This window comes from Thalassoroseus pseudoceratinae, assembly GCF_011634775.1.
Lineage (GTDB): Bacteria > Planctomycetota > Planctomycetia > Planctomycetales > Planctomycetaceae > Thalassoroseus > Thalassoroseus pseudoceratinae.
Map to the genome: position 1 here is coordinate 602,045 of NZ_JAALXT010000003.1, position 18,836 is coordinate 620,880.

The window sequence follows — 18,836 nt, forward strand, 5'->3', positions numbered from 1 at the left end:
GGTCGATCGTTTGGGCGGCACTGAAGAAGACTCTGGCGAGCCGGAGCGTTCATCGGCATCGGCTGTCGAATTAGCTCGCGACTCGTTCACCGGCAGGGTCCCAGGTGTTTGGATGGCGTTTCGATTGACCGTTCCATTTTAGGCAATCAGAGTGACTTACGGAAAGGTTTGAGTCTATTGCAATGTGAATTCGGGCAATTTCACCAGGTCGCCGCCGGCGAGGGCGGATTCGTGAGCACACAGTCCGACGCACGTCCAATTAGCACTTGTGATCGCGTTTGGCCACGGATCCCGGTCTTCCGTCAATGCCGACAGCATTTCATTGACCATGTGCGGATGTGAACCACCATGTCCGCCGCCTTGTACGAACGAAAGGTGATCTGCATCTTCGATTGACTGCGTGAATTTCTGTATGGGCTCTGGCAGCAGGTGAGCGTAATCGGGAACCTCGACCTTTTCCGGAATCTCCGGTTCGGGTTTCTTCGCGGTGTGAAGGACGTGTGGTTCGTTTTCGATCAAGGTCCACTCGAAACTTTTCTTCGATCCGTAAACGTCGAAACTCTCCCGGTACTGGCGAGCGGTGTCGTAGAGGAATCGCCAAATGTGAGCGGCGATATCACTATCTTTAATCTTGATATGGCAGCTTTCCACCGCAAACCGGTTGCCGGATTTCTGTGCGATATCTTCGCGAACAGCCCCTGACCCGAAACAACTCACGGTCTCCGCGCGACCATCCACCAATCCCAAAACCGGGCTGACGACGTGCGTCGCGTAGTGCATGGGAATCATACGTTCCCAATAGTCTGGCCAACCATCCATGTCTTGCGGGTGCGAGGCCTGCATGTATTGAATTTGGCCCAGTTCGCCCTTTTCGTACAACTCCTTGATGAACAGGAATTCGCGGCTGTAGACGACCGTCTCGGCCATCATATATTTTTTGCCGGTGTCCGCGACAGTTTGGCAGACTTTGTCGCAGTCCTCGATGGTCGTCGCCATTGGCACCGTGCACATGACATGCTTACCGGCTTTCAGGGCTTCGATGCTCATCCATGCGTGATCGGGAATCGGGCTGTTAATGTGCACGAAATCAATTTCCGGATCAGCAAGCACGTCTTCGAATTGCGTCCGGCGGTTCGCAATTCCGAATCGATCACCGATTTCGTTCACACCGGTTTCATTCCGTCGGCAAATGGTGTGGACGTTCGCTCGAGGATCCGCCTGATAGATCGGGATGAACTCCGCTCCGAAACCGAGACCAATCATCGCGACATTCAACGGTTTTTCGTTCATCGAACTTCTACCCTGTACCGGATGCAAATTGTATGGGAATTCCTAGAATAACCGCCTGGGACCGTCCTTGCATCCATACGCCTGATTTCGAAGGGCACGGCGAGTCCATTCCATGCAAGCAATTGGCGTGTGATCCACTTGTTGTGCGACCGGACCTTCACACGTCGTCGCACGATATTCCTCACTCTTCCCAATCGAAACAGCGTGTGACCGCGTTCTTCCACTGGGCATACATGCGGTCGGCATCCTCACGACCGAGTTTGGGTTGAAACTCTTGATCCAACGCCCAGTTGGTGAGCAGGTCCTTGCGGTCATTCCAGAAACCGACAGCCAATCCCGCCAGATACGCGGCTCCGAGGGCGGTCGTTTCTTGCACAACTGGTCGGTGAACCGGCACGCCGAGTAGGTCCGCTTGGAATTGCAGCATCAGATTGTTCGCCGATGCACCGCCGTCGACTTTGAGAGTCTGGAGAGTCACGCCGGAATCAATTGTCATGGCGTCCAGAACGTCCCGTGTTTGAAACGCCATGGATTCCAACGCCGCACGGGCAATGTGAGCTTGTGTGGTCCCACGGGTGATGCCGAGGATCATGCCGCGGCCACCCTGATTCCAATGCGGTGCGCCAACACCCGTGAATGCAGGGACGAACATCACACCGCCGGTATCTGGCACTTCACCGGCGAGCGGTTCGATATCCGGTGCGGATTCGATCATCTTCAGACCGTCTCGCAACCATTGAACGACCGCACCGGCGACGAAGATAGCCCCCTCGAGACAATAGGTGACTTGGCCGTCAATTCCCCAGCCGATCGTTGTGAGCAGTCCGTGTTCAGATTTCACCGCCTCGGAACCGGTGTTGAGTAGCATGAAACACCCGGTTCCGTAGGTGTTCTTCGCATCACCAACTTCGAAACAACCTTGGCCAAACGTCGCGGCCTGTTGATCCCCCGCGATTCCGGCAATTGGGATTGGTCGACCGAATAATTCTGGCTCGGTTTCCGCAACGACTCCGCTACTGTCAATCACCTCCGGCAACATGGCTCGTGGGATATCGAGTAACTCAAGTAGTTCGTCGTCCCAATCCAGCGTGTGAATGTTGTAGATCAGCGTGCGGCTGGCGTTCGAATAATCCGTGACGTGCTTCCGACCACCGGTCAGCCGCCAAATGAGGAAACTATCGACAGTGCCAAACAGGATTTCACCGCGTTCCGCTCGTTCGCGGAGTCCGTCGATCGTGTCGAGCAGATGTTTGATCTTCGTGCCGGAGAAGTACGCATCGATGACGAGTCCCGTCTTGTCACGGAATAAGTCTTCGTGACCGTCCGCTTTGAGTTGGCTGCAAATCTTCGAAGTGACCCGACTCTGCCACACGATCGCATTCGCGACGGGCTTACCGGTGTCGCGTTCCCAGAGGATTGTGGTTTCCCGTTGGTTGGTCAGCCCCAAGGCGGCGATGTCGGCCGGATCGATGTCGGTCTGTTTGATGACGTCCTGCGCGACCTTCAATTGCGACGACCAAATCGCCTCGGGATCATGCTCGACCCAACTCGGCCGTGGATAGATTTGCTCGTACTCTTGCTGGGCGACACCAAGCGGGTGCCCATCGCGACCAAACAAAATCGCCCGGCTGGACGTGGTTCCCTGATCGAGAGCGAGAATACAACCTGACATCGAGCGTCTCCTTGGAGTTCATGAACGGAACCGATTGTGCCGATCACGTCACCACGTTGCAACTGCCGCGGCAAGCCGTTTTGATTCCATGAGGATTCGGGCGGTGTGGCGTGTCGCGTTTTGGTGCGTTAGCATGAATGAAACCAATTTCAGAACCCAAGGACCGTCGGCATGAGCCTTTTCAGACGAAACCGGAATTGGGGATTAACTGTGCTTGCGGTTTATCTTCTGATCGCCGGTCTCGACCACTTTCTCGGATTGCGGTTCCTGCCGAACGAACTCGGACCAGCGTTGATGATCGCGGCAGGCGCGCTGATTCTGTTGGATCGTTGACGTTTCTTTCCTCACTGGTGACACGGTATGCGTTCGACACAGATTTGTAGGATGACGGTATTCCTCGTTGGCCTCATCGCGAGCCAAGCACAGGCAGCGGAACCTGTGGACTTTGCCCATGATGTGCTGCCGATTTTGAAGGCTCGGTGTGCGGAGTGTCACACCAACGGCACGTACAAGGGCGGTCTCAATCTGGATACCCGAGAAGACTTACTAAAGTCGAAAGTTCTGACGGTCGGCAAACCTGCCGTGAGTGAGTTGATCTCCCGAGTGATCGAAGTCGATCCGGAATTGCGGATGCCTCCGGAAGGGGAACCACTGACGGCGAAGGAAGTCGATCAGCTGAGGAAATGGATCGGCACGGGTCTGTCTTGGCAGGAGGGGTTTTCATTCAAGGAAGCCGTAGCCGTTCGTCCGCTTGGTCTGCGACGGCAGAAGTTAACGACGGAAGAACCGACGAACATCGCCTTGGATCGCCTTCTGAAAAACTATTGGCAAGAAAAGGGCGTTGAACCACCTGCCATTGTCGGTGACGCCACGTTCCTTCGCCGGGTTTCGCTCGACTTGGTTGGTTTACTGCCGTCACCGGAAGAACTTTCGCAGTTCGTCGCGGATCAGTCTCCCGACAAACGCCGCCGGAAGGTGCTGGAAATTCTGGGGCGGGACGTGCAATACGCCGATCATTGGATGTCGTTCTGGAACGATTTACTCCGCAATGACTACGCCGGCACCGGTTACATCGACGGCGGACGGAAACAGATCACGGGGTGGTTGTATCGTGCACTCCGCGAGAACAAACCCTATGACAAGTTCGTGCGAGAGTTGCTGGACCCATCGCCGGAATCGGAGGGCTTCATTCGAGGCATCAAATGGCGGGGCCGCGTGAATGCGAGCCAGGTTAGAGAGATTCAATATGCCCAGAACATCACGCAAGTCTTTCTGGGCATCAACCTGAAATGTGCGTCCTGTCACGATAGTTTTATCGACCATTGGAAACTCGAGGACGCCTACGGCTTGGCGGCGGTGATCAGCGAGAAACCTTTGGAAATTCATCGTTGCGACCAACCGACGGGACACACCGCCACCGCCAAATTTTTGTTCCCAGAGTTGGGGGATCTGGATCCGAAACTTCCCCGAAAACAACGTCTCGCAACCGTCGCAAAGTTGATGACTAGCGAGAAAAACGGTCGCCTGTCGAGAACAATCGTCAATCGGCTTTGGCAGCGATTGTTCGGACGTGGATTGGTTCACCCCGTGGATATCATGGCGAATCCAGCGTGGTCGGAAGAAATGCTCGATTTGCTGGCGATCGAATTTGTCGATTCCGGTTACGATCTCAAGCATCTACTTGCATTGATGGCCAATTCGCGGGGCTATCAAAGTGTGTCGGCCGCGACGGAGGGCGAGTCCGTAACGAATGAGGAATACGTCTTTCGTGGCCCACGTGTCAAACGCATGACCGCAGAACAATACACCGATGCAGTTTGGCGGATCACCCAGACGACGCCAGCGAGACCGACCAAACCCGTTGCTGCGGTCGATGCTCACAAAAAGGAACCCGTGCGGGCAGCATTGGTCGTTTCGGATTCGTTGATGCGTTCACTCGGTCGCCCCAATCGGGAGCAAGTCGTGACCACTCGGCCGGATAGTCTCACGACTCTGCAAGCGTTGGATTTGAGTAATGGTGAGGATCTCACTCGATTGGTCAATCGCGGCGCCGATTCCCTGCGGAAAGCTCATCCCGAATGGTCCGACGCTGATTTCGCGAATTCGCTGTTCCAGTCGGCATTGTCCCGATCTCCTACTTCATCGGAATTACGTGTCGCGGAGCAATTGATTGGAGACCCTACGACCAATCTCGGCTTAAGTGATTTCCTGTGGACCCTGTTCATGCTCCCGGAGTTCCAAGCGATTCGGTAAGGAAGACGACCATGCAAAGACGCCAATTTCTTCAATCGATGTCAGCCGCATCCATGGCGGCGATGGCTTCCGGTGCCCCCCGATTGTGGGCAGCGGACGAACCGGTTTCCCACCCGGAACCGAAGGCGGATTGTTTGATCCTCCTGTGGATGGCCGGTGGGATGGCCGCGCCGGAAACGTTCGATCCGAAACGTTACTTGCCGTTCGAGAAGGGACTACCCGTCGAGCGAGTGATGAGCACTTTCCCATCGATTCCGACGGCGATCGATGGCGTGGAAATCAGCGAGGGGTTGGAGAACATCGCATCCGTTCTCGATCGCGGTACGTTGATTCGCTCACACGTGTTGCCTGACTTGGGACACATCCTGCACTCTCGTCATCAATACCATTGGCACACCGGTTACGTTCCACCACAAACCGTGGCGGCTCCCCATTTGGGGGCATGGATCAGCAAAGTTCGCGGACCGAACAATCCGGCCATTCCGGCGTTTATCGATGTCGGTCAGCGGCTTGAAGGCGTCGGGGAGAAGGAAGAACTCAAAGCGTTTCACCAAGCCGGCTTCTTTGGCACCGAGTACGGACCGTTTCTGTTGCCATACCCGGATCAAGCCATCGACGCCGTCCGTCCGCCGGAAGGGATGACGAGCGAACGCTTCCGCAATCGCTACCAACAGTTTCAGAAGCTGGTGCAGGCCAGTCCGCTCGGCGAGTTCGGCAGCAGCTACCAACAAGAATCCATGATGCGGTCGATCGAGAATGCCCATCGGCTGTTGAATTCGCCGGATCGTAAGGCGTTCGACATCACGTTGGAGCCGAAGGAAAGTTACGACCAATACAACACCGGTCGGTTCGGCCTGGGGTGTTTGCTTGCCCGACGGTTGGCGGAGTCTGGAGCACGATTCATCGAAGTCACCACCGAATACGTGCCGTTCTTACACTGGGACACGCACGAGAACGGTCATACCACGGTCGAGCGAATGAAGAAGGAAATTGATCGTCCGATTGCCCAACTCGTTCGCGATCTCGATGAACGCGGAATGCTTGATCGCACATTGGTCGTGCTCGCTAGCGAATTCAGTCGAGACATGATGATTGAAGGCGTCCCCGGCAGCACCGCCCGCGATCAATCCCGAGCACGCACCGACAAACTTCAAGAGCTGAAACAATACGGGTTGCATCGCCACTTCACCGGATCGAGTAGCGTGTTGATGTTCGGCGGCGGCATCAAACGCGGAGCGGTCTACGGCGAGACGGCTCCGGAACGCCCGTGCTTGGTGACCAAGAATCCCATCTCCCTCGAAGACATGCACGCCACCATCTACACCGCGATGGGCATCTCTCCGAAAACCGCCTTCGACGTCGAAAAACGCCCGTTTTACGCGACCAAAGATGGACACGGCAAAGCCGTGATGGAGTTGTTTAGCTGATGTCGGTTCACGTTTCGTAGAAAGCATCTGAGCTTGCGTTCTTTGGAAACGATTTCACTAGTCGAAGGGAAGCCGAAGATGAGTAATGCAACAAATAGACTTCCCGCTCATTGGAACTTTCTCGTTTTATTCATTGCAACAGTGATGCTCGCCGGTTGCAGACTGGTGGTGTTTGACGAACCAATCGGAGAACGGCAGACGCGAATTCAGACGCTGCGATTCGTTGGAGAATGGCGGCTAGTTTCTCCCGACGAGAAAACCAATGATGAGCCTCTATGTATGTTTGTCCGCATTCGAAAGGATGGACGATTGCGAGTGGCCCACATCAAGTGGTTGGAAAGCGAAGAGAAATTTGAGACAGAGATCTCTTCGGCTGTTGCGACCAAAGTCGGCGAAGAAGAGTTCCTCACTTGGTTCGAAGACCCACACGAGGAAGAATCAGCAAAGCTCATCCATTCGGTTCGAATCAAATGGATCGACCAATCGCAGTTCGAGTACTATATGGCAGACTTCGATGCCTTCGAGAGACTACACAAACGGAATTCGATTCCGGGGAAACTTGAATCACACGATAAGAGCAGGACTCTGCATATCGAAGCGGATGATCTTGAGCGATATCTTCAGACGAACCCCGATGCTGTGAGGGATCTTTTTCCTTCTGCCAACACGTCTTCGAAAGACAAGAAACACCCGCGCATTCGACGCTTGCGGTAGTCGATGTAGGTTAGGCAATGTCTATGACACTGCTGGGGCCGAGACAGGCTGCGTTGAGCGGAATCTGATCGACTGCTGATTCGCCGGCGTCCTTACGAAACGACAACGCTTGACGAACGGACGCCAACGATGAGTAATGCCGCCAATAAACGCCAAGCTCTTTGGAAATTCTTCACTTTGTTCTTCGTGTTTGCGGCGCTCACCGGCTGTCGGTACGTCGAGTTCGATCAACCGATCGGTGAGCTGCAATCGAAAAAGAAGACGCAGCGATTCGTGGGGGAATGGCGGATCGTTCCACCCGATGACGCAGCGAATGATGGGGATCGCTGTTTGACTGTTCGCATGCGTAAGAATGGTGAATTACGCGTGGCCCAACTCAGATGGATTGAACGCCGAGGCAAATTCGTCAAAATCAGTTATCCGGTCGTCGCGACGCGAGTGGGTGAAGATGAGTTTCTGACATGGTTCTGGGACGCGGAAGACGGAACCGCCCGGCGTGACTTTCAATCAGTTCGGGTGAAGTGGATTGATCAATCGACGATCGAGCTCTATCCGGCAGATTTCGAAGCATTCGTTGAATTGCAGCAACAAAAGCTGATTGCCGGTGAGATTGAGTTGAGCGACAAAAGCAACAAGACGATCCACGTCAAAGCCGATGAAATCGAGCAATATCTTCGGAAGAAACCTGAAGATTCGAAAAAGCTGTTTCCAGCTTCCGACAAAAATTCACAAGAGACTCAGCACATACGGATTCAACGCTTGTGACATATCGCTGTTCAAGCATGGAAAAACCCCAGCGATATTCGCCGGGGCATCTTGTTCCAGCTCGAACAAAGTATGGATTATTTCGGCAGTTCCGGGGCTTCATGGTCAGGGTAGCTTTCGCTGGAAAGTCCTTCTTTCATGAAGGTGACAAGGTCTTTCTTGTCCTGTTCCGAAAGTTCCAGCGGGAAGATTTCCTCATCGAGATACGGGTTGTCGATGCCACCCTTGTTGTAGTGCTCGACAACTTCTTCCAGCGTTTTCAGGCTGCCATCGTGCATGTACGGGGCGGACCGTGCAATTTCACGCAGTGTCGGTGTTTTGAACGAACCCGTGTCGCCCTTCAATTTGCTGACAGCATAACGACCGACATCCGGCTCCTCTTTGTCCATACCGATGCCAATGTTGTGGAAGGCGTTGTCGGTGAAGTTTGGCCCGGAATGGCAACTCGCACACACGGCCGCACCGAAGAACAACTTCATGCCCCGTTGAGCCGATTCGGAGAGGGCGTTTTCGTCACCGGCTTTGAACCGGTCATACGGTGCGTCACCGGAAACGATCGTGCGTTCGTAAGCCGCGATGGCCTGACCAATGCGTTTGTCGGTGATTTTCTCATCCCCGAATGCTTCCTTGAACATGTCGCGATAGCCTTCGACGGCCTCTAGTCGCTCCAAGGCCAAGTCCATCGACATATTCATTTCGATCGGATTTTGAATCGGGCCAAGAGCTTGTTCTTCGAGACTTCCCGCGCGACCGTCCCAGAACTGCAATTTGTTGTAGACGGAGTTGATAATCGTTGGTGCGTTGCGACCGCCCAATTTGCCGCCAACACCTGCCGACGTGCTTCGCCCATCACTCCACCCCTTCTTCGGGTCATGGCAGGTTGCGCAGGAAATGGTGCGATCTTCACTCAATCGCTTATCGAAGTACAACGCCTTCCCCAATTTTACCTTGGCTTCGGTAATGGGGTTGTCTTCCGGGTGGGCGATTGCATCGAGCCCAGCGGGTACGTGGATTTCAAACAGTGACTCCTGTCCGTATGCCGTCCCGATCAGCATTGCGCCCACGATCAGCATCGTTCGGCCAACTCTGGCAAACTTCGGTAGGGCAATCTTGGCAAATATCATAATGTCGTTGTTCTCCCCTGAATTGCAGATGCGCGAGTCAACAGTTGCGTTACTCATTGTTGATGTATTTGTAGCGAGATCCGGCTTGCGCAGGCAACCGCGGAGGCGTACGGATTGCAAACTCGGCGAGAGATTCGTCCGTTTTCGAATGAAATCTGCTGGATCGTGAGGCACCAGACGGCGAAGTGTGGGGGCGTCACAACTCTAGCTATGCCATTGGTTTAATCGGTTTGAGGGTTGGTCGGCATCGTGACATCGGCCGGCAAGTATTGCAATTGGTTGCGGGAAACCACCTTGTCCCATCTGTCGCTCCATCCGCGAAAATGTATCTCGACACCCCCGTTGGGCAGTGCGTTCAAAACGTCGACCGCATACCAGGCCAAGCCATCTTGAGCCAAGAGAACCATCCCGGTTGTGATTGCGTCCTGAGATTGAACCGGCCGACCGGACGCGGGAACAGACCCCGGCCCCTTGTAGTTCCGAGACGGTCCAAAACTTGGTTGCGAGGAAATCGTTCGCTGAATTGTCCGCTTGATCGGCGGACTATTGGCCGTGCCTGTCTCGCTATGACTCGACTGCGAAGCGGAACCCTCCGTGTGCGAACCAGCATACGAGGCGACCGACTCCCCGTGTCCGGAATTGGACTCACTATGACTCGAATGTGACGAATGCCGACTTGGGTTCGGTCGTTGATAGACTTGGCTCTCAAAATCATCGATGTTTTTTTGGAATTTATCGGAGCCTGGATAGTCAAGGAGCGACTTGGAAACTTTGGGTGATTCCTCGTCATCGATGAAGAATTTCAGAGTAAAAGAAGCGATCCACATTCCTGCCATAGCCATGACGAACCAGTAGACGAGCGGTGACGGTCCGTCTCGCCTCGGTTTTTCCGGCCGTCGTTGTTTCTTCGGACGACTCCGCTTGGGTTTTCGCGCTGATTTCTGGGGAGTTTTAGGACGCATCCGAGGCGGTTTGGTCGACCGTGGTTTCGATTGAAACACTCGGCGGGGCGAAGGCACTTCGAACTCGATGCCGCAAGAAATGCAGAATCGCGATGTTCCCGCGAGATTAGCAGGCAGTTCAAATGCTTCGCCACAGTGCGGACAGAACCCTTCGATGCCCATTGGTTTGTTCTCCTGAGCGCGATTTGTGTTTTCATATGATATTGACAAATCGGAGTGTTTGTCCATCTGGTCGAGTGTCATGTTCGATCAAGTTGCAATGCTGCCCGGAATGCAGGAAACTTGGCAAGTCTGTCATCCATATGCGAAGGAAACATCCGCATACGAGACATGATCTAGAAAAACATAATCTTCGGAGATTCGATGTCCTTAGTATTGGATCAAATTCGCAAGAGCTATCCGCAACCGGACGGGACCCGGATTGATGTGCTCGATGTGCCACATTTTGAAGTGTCGCGCGGCGAACATGTCGTCTTGGTCGGTTCGAGTGGCGGGGGCAAAACAACGTTACTTAATGTCATTTCTGGGATTACGTCGCCGGATTCTGGTGCGGTCAAAATTGATGATTACGACCTCACCACCATGCCCGAGGTCAAACGTGATCGGTTTCGTGCCCAGCGAATCGGCTTCGTCTTCCAGACATTCAACTTGTTGCCAGCGTTTACGGCGTTGGAGAACGTGTTGCTCGGGATGAGTTTCGCGGGTGGCGGGGCGGATCGAAAGCGAGCGGTCGAATTGCTGAATTCCGTGGGTTTGGGCCACCGGTTGGGGAATCGCCCCGGTCAACTTTCGGTGGGTGAGCAACAACGGGTCGCAATTGCACGCTCGTTGGCGAACCAACCGTCGTTGTTGTTGGCGGATGAGCCCACGGCGAATGTCGACGTGAAAAACCAAGACAATATTCTCAAATTAATTCGCGAGGCGTGCACGGAGCGGAACGTGTCGCTGTTGATGGTCACACACGCCCCGGAAGTTGCGGAGCAGTTCGACCGAGTGGTTCGTTTGGAAGACGTCAACCGCGTGGCGGCGGAGGCGGTTCAATGAACGTATTTCAAATCGCGTTTCGCAGCATCCGTCAACGATTCGTTCCCTCGACACTCACCGGTTTGAGCGTTGCCCTGGGGGTGATGTTAATGGTCGCTGTCTTGGTGACCTACTCCGTGGTCAACAATGCGTTTCAGCAGCGGTCGATCGACTATGACTTAGTCGTCGGGAAGCAGGGCGGCGAGTATCAATTGGTTCTCAGCACGATTTATCGCCTGGAAACTCCGCCAGCACCGATTCCGTTTCGCTACTACCAAGTGCTGAAAAATCGGCCTTCCCTGTTTTACGAGGGAGTACCCGCACCGGAAGCCGCCGTTCCGATTGTGATGGGTGATACAACTCAAGAGGGCAATTTTCCGATTGTCGGCACAACGCACGAGTATTTCACCAACAATTACGCTCCGGACCGTTCATTTAAAATCAAAGGCACTGGCTTCACGGATTCGTTTGATGCGATCATCGGATCGCACGTCGCCGAGCAGAACGGTTGGGACATTGGCTCGACCTTCCAAATTCTTCACGGCGGTGTGAATGCCCATATCCACGAGGAAAAATTTACGATTGTCGGGATTCTCCAGCGAACGGGAACGGCCAACGATCGCACGGCATTCGTGCAGCTCAGCGGGTTCTATTCGATCGCGGATCACAACGATACCAGCCTTGTCGAAGCCAAACGCCGAGAGCAAGAATTCTTCGGAACCGACTATGACCGTATCGTTGCAGAGTCCGAAAAGTTCCCCGATACCGACGTGAGCGGGGCATCCATTCCGACGGCACGCAAAGCGGTGACGGCGATTTTGGTCAAGTATCCGCGCAAGATGCTGACGGTGCCATCGACACTTTCGGGAATCATGAAGAAAGGGCACCGGGCTCAAGCAGTGAATCCGAATGCGGTCATGCGGCAACTGATGAACCTGATTGTCGGCAATGTCGCGTTGGCGATCGTTGTGATGACGGTGTTGGTCATCATCGTGTCCGGCATTGGTATTTTCGTGAGTATTTACAATTCCATGTCCGATCGACGCCGGGAAATCGGCATCATGCGGGCACTCGGAGCCCAACGCCAGACCGTATTTTCGATCATCATGGCCGAGTCGATCCTACTGTGTTTCGGTGGTGGACTGCTCGGTGTGCTGCTCGGACATGGTTTGGTGTTCCTCGGAGCGCCCATTGTAGAAGCAAAGACCGGGTTGGCTGTCGATCCGTTGACATTCCACTCGGCGGAACTTTATCTCCTGCCGGCTCTGTTAGTTTTGGCTTCGCTGGTGGGGTTTGTCCCGGCGTTGACGGCGTATCGGACGGATGTGTCGCGTGCGTTGGTTGAGTAAGTTCTCGGAATTTGGTGACATCCAACAAATCGGAGGATATTGACGTAAGAAATGAGACGAAGTGGCACGGAACGAGTGTTTTCGTCGTGTGCTGACTGCAAAAACAGAGTGAAAGACCGTGGAAGCCTGACATTCTGCTGGTAAGATGGTAATGCATCGACACTGCATCAAGATGTTCGCCGACCATATTGCGGACCTTCGGATATGGTCCCGGGGGACTTTGAATTTGGTGCGGTGACTGCAATACTCTGATCGTCTTTATCTTTTTCGTCGATCAATCGAGATCTCGATTGGCAATCGTTTGGCCATCCGTTGAGGAACCATGGACCATGTCACAATCAGTTTTGCCCCCGGAACCCGAAACGCAATCGGTCGCGGATGTTGCGGACGACACGGTGGAACCGGTCCAAACAACGTCGTTCGATCATCGGGACGAGTTTGAATACCGTCCCATGTCGTTGTGGGCTTCGGTGACTCTGTTTCTCGGGGTTTGCTCGTTGGCGGGGTTAGTTTCCCTCACCGGTCTCATGATCGGTGTCGCGACTGTGTTGGTCGGATGTTTCGCAGTCTATCGAATTCGCCGTGCCAAAGGCGAGTTGAGCGGCATTCCCCTGACCGTGGCTGGAATGGTTTTGGCGGTGGGTTTTACTTCCGTCGGGGCAACTTTTCAGTATCAAGACTATGTGAATGAACTTCCCCCGGGTTACAAACGGGTCAATTTTCCGAAGGATATCTCTGCGAAAGAATTTGTGCTTCGACGAGACGGTGAGCAGGCGTACTGGAGTTTGCATCCCGAGGTCGAGCCGCTCGTCGACGAGAAAATCTTCATCAAAGGTTATCTTTGGCAGTCTCGCGTTTCGGAGCGGATGTCGGAATTCGTGCTGCTCAAAGACAACGGCAAATGCTGCATGGGCGGCGATCCGAAACCGTTCGACATGATTGAAGTGCACATGAAAGATGGCAAGACCTTCGATTACACCGACGGATTGGTGGCGATCAGTGGTGTCCTGCGAGCCAACATGCGACCGGCTCCGGGCGAAGCCATCTACACACTCGAAGCCGACAACGCCGGTCGTGCCAAGACGGTGTTCTAAGTTCGGAAACCTATGGTTCCGTCGTCGAACCAAACCCAGGCGGCCTCGGAGGAACGATGATGGAATGGAGAGCATGTGGCGTCACCCTGCTTGGCCTTTGTCTATGGGGCTGCGGCAAGTCGCAGGACGGCGAATTCCACGATTACCCCGGCGAAGAAGCCCGAAAGACAGTGACCGAGTCGACGGATGACGGTCAGTCGTTGGGTTCAACAGATGGAGCGAACCAAACCGGCGAACCGACCGCTGTCGAGCCGAATGCGGATACGTCTCCGACGCCTCAGCCAATTGATCCGAAGACGCTCCCACCAACCGCACCCGCGGTCGCGGAGAAACAAAAAGGCGATGACAAACCGTTATCCGCCGGTGATCCATCCGATTCGCCGACCGAAACGGCAGCCAAACCGCGTGAAATTAAGGTTCTCATTCCGAACAAGGAGTTTCAGGAAGTTGGTCCTGAGAACGCGATTCGCGTTAGCTATGATGATATCGACTTGCTGAAAGTCTTGAATATGGACCCGGTCCCGGCGGACTGTGTGAAGTATTTTCCGGAATGGCTGAAGAATCTGGACGGTCAACGGATTCGGCTCCGTGGGTTTATGTACCCGCCGTTTCAGGAGACGGATTTACCGTTCTTCGTGTTGGCTCGTGACAACGCCATCTGTTGTTTCGGTCGAGACCCGAAACGCTACGATGTGATCGATGTCACGATGCGTGACGGAGAAACAACGGACTACATCGCAAACCGTCCGTTTGATGTCGTCGGTGTCTTTCACATCGCTCCGGAAACCTCTCAAGGTCAGTTGTACCAACTGTACCTGATTGATGATGCCGTCGTCATCGAACCATAATTGTGACCCTCGCCTCCACTCCAATGCCATGTTGCCAGGAGTTCTTGAACATGCGTCGTTTTGCTTTGTTTCTGACCATTGCCGCGATTGTTGGCGGCACGTCGCTGACGTTGGCTTGTCCGTTTTGTAGCGCGCCTTCGCTGACCCTCAGCGAACAGGTTGATGCGTCAGACGAAGTCGTTTTGGTGAAGTGGTTGTCGGCTCGCAAGGCGGAAGCCAATAGTTCGTCAGACTCCGATCAAAACGCAGAGATCGGAATTCCCGGACGTGCGAAAGGCAAAACCACACCGGCCAAAACGGTGTTCGAAGTCGCTGAAACGATTCGTTCCAAGTCCGGTCTGAAAGTCGGTCAGAAAGTCGAACTTCCCCAGTATCGGGAAGCGGAACAGGGCGACCTGTTCGTGCTGCTCGGAACAGAGACTCCAGTCGGGAAAACTGTGGAATGGGGAACGCCGTTGGAGGTGGACGAAGCATCGTTCGGGTACCTCAAGTACGCTCCCGATGCCAAAGCTCCAACGCAGCAACGGCTCAAGTACTATGTGAAATATCTGGAATTCCCCGATGAACTCGTTGCGAACGATGCCTACGCTGAATTCGCGAATGCTCCGTACGAAGACATCGCCGCTATTCAGGAATCGTTTCCGAAAGAACGCATCCGCAACTGGGTTTCGAACCCGGAAACGAATGTCACGCGATTGGGGCTCTATGGATTGATGCTCGGGCTTTGTGGCGACGAATCCGACGCGAAACTCATGAAAGATAAGATCACCGAGGAAACGAAAGATTTTCGCTTGGGAATCGATGGCGTGATGAGCGGTTATCTGCTGCTCACCACTGACGACGGACTGAAAGTTCTGGAAGACACCAAATTAAAAGCCGGCGTCAAATGTCCATTCAGCGAAACTTACGCCGCTATGCAAGCCGTCCGTTTCATGTGGACTTATGGCGATGGTGTGATTTCCAAAGATCGGCTGAAGGAATCCATGCGAGTCCTGCTCGATCGACCCGAGTTGGCGGATCTCGTCATTACCGATTTGGCCCGTTGGAAAGACTGGTCCGTGCAAGATCGGTTGATGGAACTCTATGGCACCGAAGGTTACGAAATTCCTGCCGTCAAACGGGCGATCGTTCGTTACATGCTGGTCAGCCAGAAGACGAGCGAGGAAGACGACTCCCAACCGGAACACGTCGTGAAAGGGAAACGGTATCTTGACCAACTCCGCGAACGTGATCCTGGCATCGTCAAACAGGCGGAGCGATTCCTGATCGTTAAGTGAGGAATCGAGTCGGCATCGCCCCAGGAACCTTAACGCATTTGTGAAAGTTGGGCTTTGTGATTGTTCGCTCGCTGGTTTTGTTTTTCGGCTTCGTCGCAGCGACATCCACTGTGATGGCTTGTCCGTTTTGCGCTCCGACCGATCCGACATTGAGCGAACGGGTCTCACAATCTGATGCAGCCTCGTTGGGGCAGTGGGTCGAAGCTCAGGAAATGGACGGATCGAAGGGCGCGGAAACGAAGTTCGCCGTGCTTTCGCATCTTAAGTTTCCGGAAAAAGTGAAACCCGCCACGATCCATGTACCGGAATTTGTGCGAGGTCAAACGGGCGACTTGTTCTTGTTGCTTGGCCAACTCGACCCGGATTCCGAGTCCATCATTCTGTGGGAACGGCCGGAAGCGATTACCGAGACGGCATTTCAGTACGTGAACCAAGCCCCGGCACCGGAAACGGCACCAGCAAAGCGGCTACCGTATTTTCACCGCTTTCTAGAGTTTTCTGATCCGTTAATTGGCGACGATGCCTACGCGGAATTTGCAAAGGCACCCTATGAAGCGGTGTTCGCGGCTCGCGAGAGCTACTCAAGAGAGAAATTGCGAAAATGGCTGACGTCTGAAGACGTGCTAGCTCCGCGACGAGGACTTTACGGATTGTTGCTAGGACTGGTGGGGAACGATGAAGATGCCCAACTTTTGAAGCAGTTGATCGACGATCAATCCGACTCCGTGCGACTTGGCATTGACGGCGTTATGGCTGGTTTCGTGTTGTTGCGGGGGAACGATGGTCTGCGGTATTTGAGGCTAAAAATTTTCGAAGATCCCAAAACACCGATCACCGATGTCCACGCCGGACTGACGGCGATGCGTTTTTTGTGGCGTTCGGGGCCGCCGGATATCTCACGGGACATCATCAAAGAAACCGTGCATGGTGCCCTTGATCGACCAGAAGCCGCTGACCTGGCTATTGCTGATCTTGCGCGTTGGAAGGATTGGAGTGTCCAAGAAGAGCTGATGACGCTCTACCACAAGAAGGATACGGAAAATCCTCTTGGGCAAATTGCGACTCGTCGGGCGATCATTCGATATTTGTTGGCAAGTTCCCTCGACGATGATGCGAAGGATCAACCGCAGCATGTGGAGCAAGCCAAGCAATACATTGAGGAAATTCGCAAATCCGATCCACGTGGAGTTGCGGCGGCCGAACGAATTTTCGGTCGTCGAAGATTGCGGTCTGATTGACTTTGGTCGGCCTGTGACATACTGAATAACAAAAGCCTCGGTGGGCGGCTGCCGGGGCTTGTTTCTTGGACAACCAATCACAGTGAACGGCGACCGATGAGTCTATTTCGTGAAGCGATCGATCGGATCGAGGGTTATGTACCAGGCGAGCAACCGCAAGACAGCGGATGGGTTAAGCTCAACACCAACGAAAACCCTTATCCACCGTCGCCGCGGGTTGTCGATGCCATCAAACGGGCGGCCGAAGGGCGACTGAACCTTTATCCCGATCCACTTTCCAAGCGGTTCCGGGAAGTCGCGGCCCCATTGTTCGGAGTCGATCCCGATTGGATTCTTCCCGCGAATGGTAGCGACGAGAACCTAACGATTCTTGTGCGATCGTTTGCCGACCCCGGTCAAACGATTCGATCTCCATACCCAAGTTACATTCTCTACGAAACGCTAGCTGGCATCCAGGACGCTCGCCACGAACGCTTGAGTCTGGAACCGGATTGGAGCTTTTCGGAGTCTGCATTTTCGCAGGCCGCCGAAAGTCGTCTGGTCTTTGTGCCAAACCCGAATTCTCCGTCCGGGAATCGTTGGTCAGATGAGACGATTCTGAAACTGATTCCAGAAAACGGCATTTTCGTTCTCGACGAAGCCTACGGAGATTTCTGTGAATCGCCGCATCATGCAGAATTGATTCGCAACACAAACTCGACGCGCGAATCCGCCGGTCGAATCGTCATCACGCGGACGCTGAGCAAATCGTACAGTTTGGCCGGTCTGCGGTTTGGTTTCGCGATTGCCCGTCCCGAGTTGATCGCCGGTATGCGGAAGGTCAAAGATAGCTACAACTGCAACACGTTGGGCCTGGCGGCCGCGACGGCTGCGTTGGAGGATCAAGAGTGGATGCAGGCCAACGTCAAAAAAGTGCAGGCCACTCGGAAACGGCTGTCCGAGGCATTAGTGAAATTTGGTTTTGATGTCGTTCCCAGCGAAACGAATTTCGTGTGGGCCACCCATCCTTCGCGAAGTCACGCGGAAATCTTCGAAAGTCTGAAAGCCCGCAAAATCTTGCTGAGATTCATGAAATTTCCGAATGCCTTTGGGGAATCGGCTGATGAGACCGCTGGCACGTTCGATGGGCTGCGAATCACAGTCGGGACCGATGCAGAAATCGATCGCTTGATTTCGGAGCTGGAAACAATTCTTGCGTGATGACAGTTAAGTTCCCGAAGACTCAACGCAAGAAAGCCCGGTTGGAACCGAAGTTCCAACCGGGCGAGAGAGAGTCAGACACCAGCGGCCGGTTAGAGAAACCGGAGCGAGTCTGGAGTCTTCATGTCTTCAGCAGCACTTAGTCAAGCAGACCGAACAAGCAGCACTTCTTCTCAGGAGCGGCACAGGTCGGCTCGCAGACGCTGACGCAAGAAGGAGTCGGTGCACAGCAGCTTGGTTCAACGTGGCAGCATTTTGGAGCAGGAGCACAGCAGCTAGGATCGGCGGTGCAAGCAGGAGCACAGGTCGCAGCAGGAGCACAGCAGGTCGGTTCAACGTGGCAGCATTTGGGTGCTGGAGCACAGCAGCTAGGCTCTTCGCAGCACATTGGAGCCGGAGCACAGCAGCTTGCTTCTTTTTTACAGAAACAGTCAAACAGGCCAGCGTCAGCCGAGCTAGCGCTACACAGGATCATCGCAGCAGTAAGGGTCATCCACTTCATATTGTCGCAACTCCTCGAGGGGTTCTGAGTTGAACAGTCGAAACTTTGAAAGGAAACGTCGCGTTGGCGGTGTTTCCTGTGGTGAGTTTTTCGCTTCA

The 18,836-nt window shown here is 54.1% G+C and carries 17 protein-coding genes; 13 read left to right on the top strand and 4 right to left on the bottom strand.

Annotated features, from left to right (window positions below; genetic code table 11):
* Positions 1 to 174: 174 nt before the first annotated feature.
* Positions 175 to 1,290, bottom strand: coding sequence for a Gfo/Idh/MocA family protein (locus G6R38_RS12410; protein ID WP_166825379.1), 1,116 nt, complete (start codon positions 1,288 to 1,290; stop codon positions 175 to 177).
* A gap of 181 nt (positions 1,291 to 1,471) precedes the next feature.
* Positions 1,472 to 2,962 (bottom strand): glycerol kinase GlpK, encoded by a 1,491-nt coding sequence (gene glpK, locus G6R38_RS12415; protein ID WP_166825383.1) that lies wholly within the window; start codon positions 2,960 to 2,962, stop codon positions 1,472 to 1,474.
* Between the two features lie 171 nt (positions 2,963 to 3,133).
* Here glpK and G6R38_RS12420 point away from each other — a divergent pair, with 171 nt between their 5' ends.
* The 5 genes from G6R38_RS12420 (at position 3,134) to G6R38_RS12440 (ending at position 8,121) form a co-directional block, all read left to right on the top strand.
* Positions 3,134 to 3,295, top strand: a complete 162-nt coding sequence (locus G6R38_RS12420; RefSeq protein ID WP_166825388.1) for a hypothetical protein — start codon at positions 3,134 to 3,136, stop codon at positions 3,293 to 3,295.
* A 51-nt stretch (positions 3,296 to 3,346) separates the two neighbouring features.
* On the top strand, positions 3,347 to 5,215 hold the full coding sequence (locus G6R38_RS12425) for a PSD1 and planctomycete cytochrome C domain-containing protein (protein ID WP_240928177.1): 1,869 nt from the start codon (positions 3,347 to 3,349) through the stop codon (positions 5,213 to 5,215).
* An 11-nt stretch (positions 5,216 to 5,226) separates the two neighbouring features.
* Entirely contained in the window at positions 5,227 to 6,642 is a 1,416-nt protein-coding gene (locus G6R38_RS12430) for a DUF1501 domain-containing protein (protein ID WP_166825400.1), read from the top strand.
* Positions 6,643 to 6,720: 78 nt separating this feature from the next.
* A complete protein-coding gene (locus G6R38_RS12435) occupies positions 6,721 to 7,356 on the top strand; it encodes a hypothetical protein (protein WP_166825405.1) in 636 nt (211 codons plus the stop codon).
* Positions 7,357 to 7,485: 129 nt separating this feature from the next.
* Positions 7,486 to 8,121 (top strand): hypothetical protein, encoded by a 636-nt coding sequence (locus G6R38_RS12440; protein WP_166825408.1) that lies wholly within the window; start codon positions 7,486 to 7,488, stop codon positions 8,119 to 8,121.
* A gap of 77 nt (positions 8,122 to 8,198) precedes the next feature.
* Here G6R38_RS12440 and G6R38_RS12445 read toward each other — a convergent pair whose 3' ends face one another.
* On the bottom strand, positions 8,199 to 9,245 hold the full coding sequence (locus tag G6R38_RS12445; RefSeq protein ID WP_240928178.1) for a cytochrome-c peroxidase: 1,047 nt from the start codon (positions 9,243 to 9,245) through the stop codon (positions 8,199 to 8,201).
* Between the two features lie 221 nt (positions 9,246 to 9,466).
* Entirely contained in the window at positions 9,467 to 10,369 is a 903-nt protein-coding gene (locus tag G6R38_RS12450; protein ID WP_166825411.1) for a hypothetical protein, read from the bottom strand.
* Positions 10,370 to 10,570: 201 nt separating this feature from the next.
* Here G6R38_RS12450 and G6R38_RS12455 point away from each other — a divergent pair, with 201 nt between their 5' ends.
* From G6R38_RS12455 to G6R38_RS12490, 8 genes are all read left to right on the top strand, one after another.
* Positions 10,571 to 11,251, top strand: coding sequence for an ABC transporter ATP-binding protein (locus G6R38_RS12455; RefSeq protein WP_166825414.1), 681 nt, complete (start codon positions 10,571 to 10,573; stop codon positions 11,249 to 11,251).
* On the top strand, positions 11,248 to 12,579 hold the full coding sequence (locus tag G6R38_RS12460; protein ID WP_166825417.1) for an ABC transporter permease: 1,332 nt from the start codon (positions 11,248 to 11,250) through the stop codon (positions 12,577 to 12,579). The genes G6R38_RS12455 and G6R38_RS12460 overlap by 4 nt, the downstream gene beginning before the upstream one ends.
* A gap of 329 nt (positions 12,580 to 12,908) precedes the next feature.
* Entirely contained in the window at positions 12,909 to 13,673 is a 765-nt protein-coding gene (locus G6R38_RS12465; protein ID WP_166825420.1) for a hypothetical protein, read from the top strand.
* Between the two features lie 56 nt (positions 13,674 to 13,729).
* Entirely contained in the window at positions 13,730 to 14,521 is a 792-nt protein-coding gene (locus tag G6R38_RS12470) for a hypothetical protein (protein ID WP_166825423.1), read from the top strand.
* Positions 14,522 to 14,571: 50 nt separating this feature from the next.
* Positions 14,572 to 15,798 (top strand): hypothetical protein, encoded by a 1,227-nt coding sequence (locus G6R38_RS12475; RefSeq protein ID WP_166825426.1) that lies wholly within the window; start codon positions 14,572 to 14,574, stop codon positions 15,796 to 15,798.
* Positions 15,799 to 15,911: 113 nt separating this feature from the next.
* Positions 15,912 to 17,036, top strand: coding sequence for a hypothetical protein (locus tag G6R38_RS12480; RefSeq protein ID WP_166825429.1), 1,125 nt, complete (start codon positions 15,912 to 15,914; stop codon positions 17,034 to 17,036).
* A 96-nt stretch (positions 17,037 to 17,132) separates the two neighbouring features.
* Positions 17,133 to 18,236 (top strand): histidinol-phosphate transaminase, encoded by a 1,104-nt coding sequence (gene hisC / locus G6R38_RS12485; RefSeq protein ID WP_166825432.1) that lies wholly within the window; start codon positions 17,133 to 17,135, stop codon positions 18,234 to 18,236.
* The gene (locus tag G6R38_RS12490; protein ID WP_166825437.1) at positions 18,236 to 18,379 is read left to right on the top strand and encodes a hypothetical protein; all 144 of its coding nucleotides are present in this window, start codon (positions 18,236 to 18,238) and stop codon (positions 18,377 to 18,379) included. Before hisC ends, G6R38_RS12490 begins: the two co-directional genes overlap by 1 nt.
* The last annotated feature ends 457 nt before the right edge of the window (positions 18,380 to 18,836 follow it).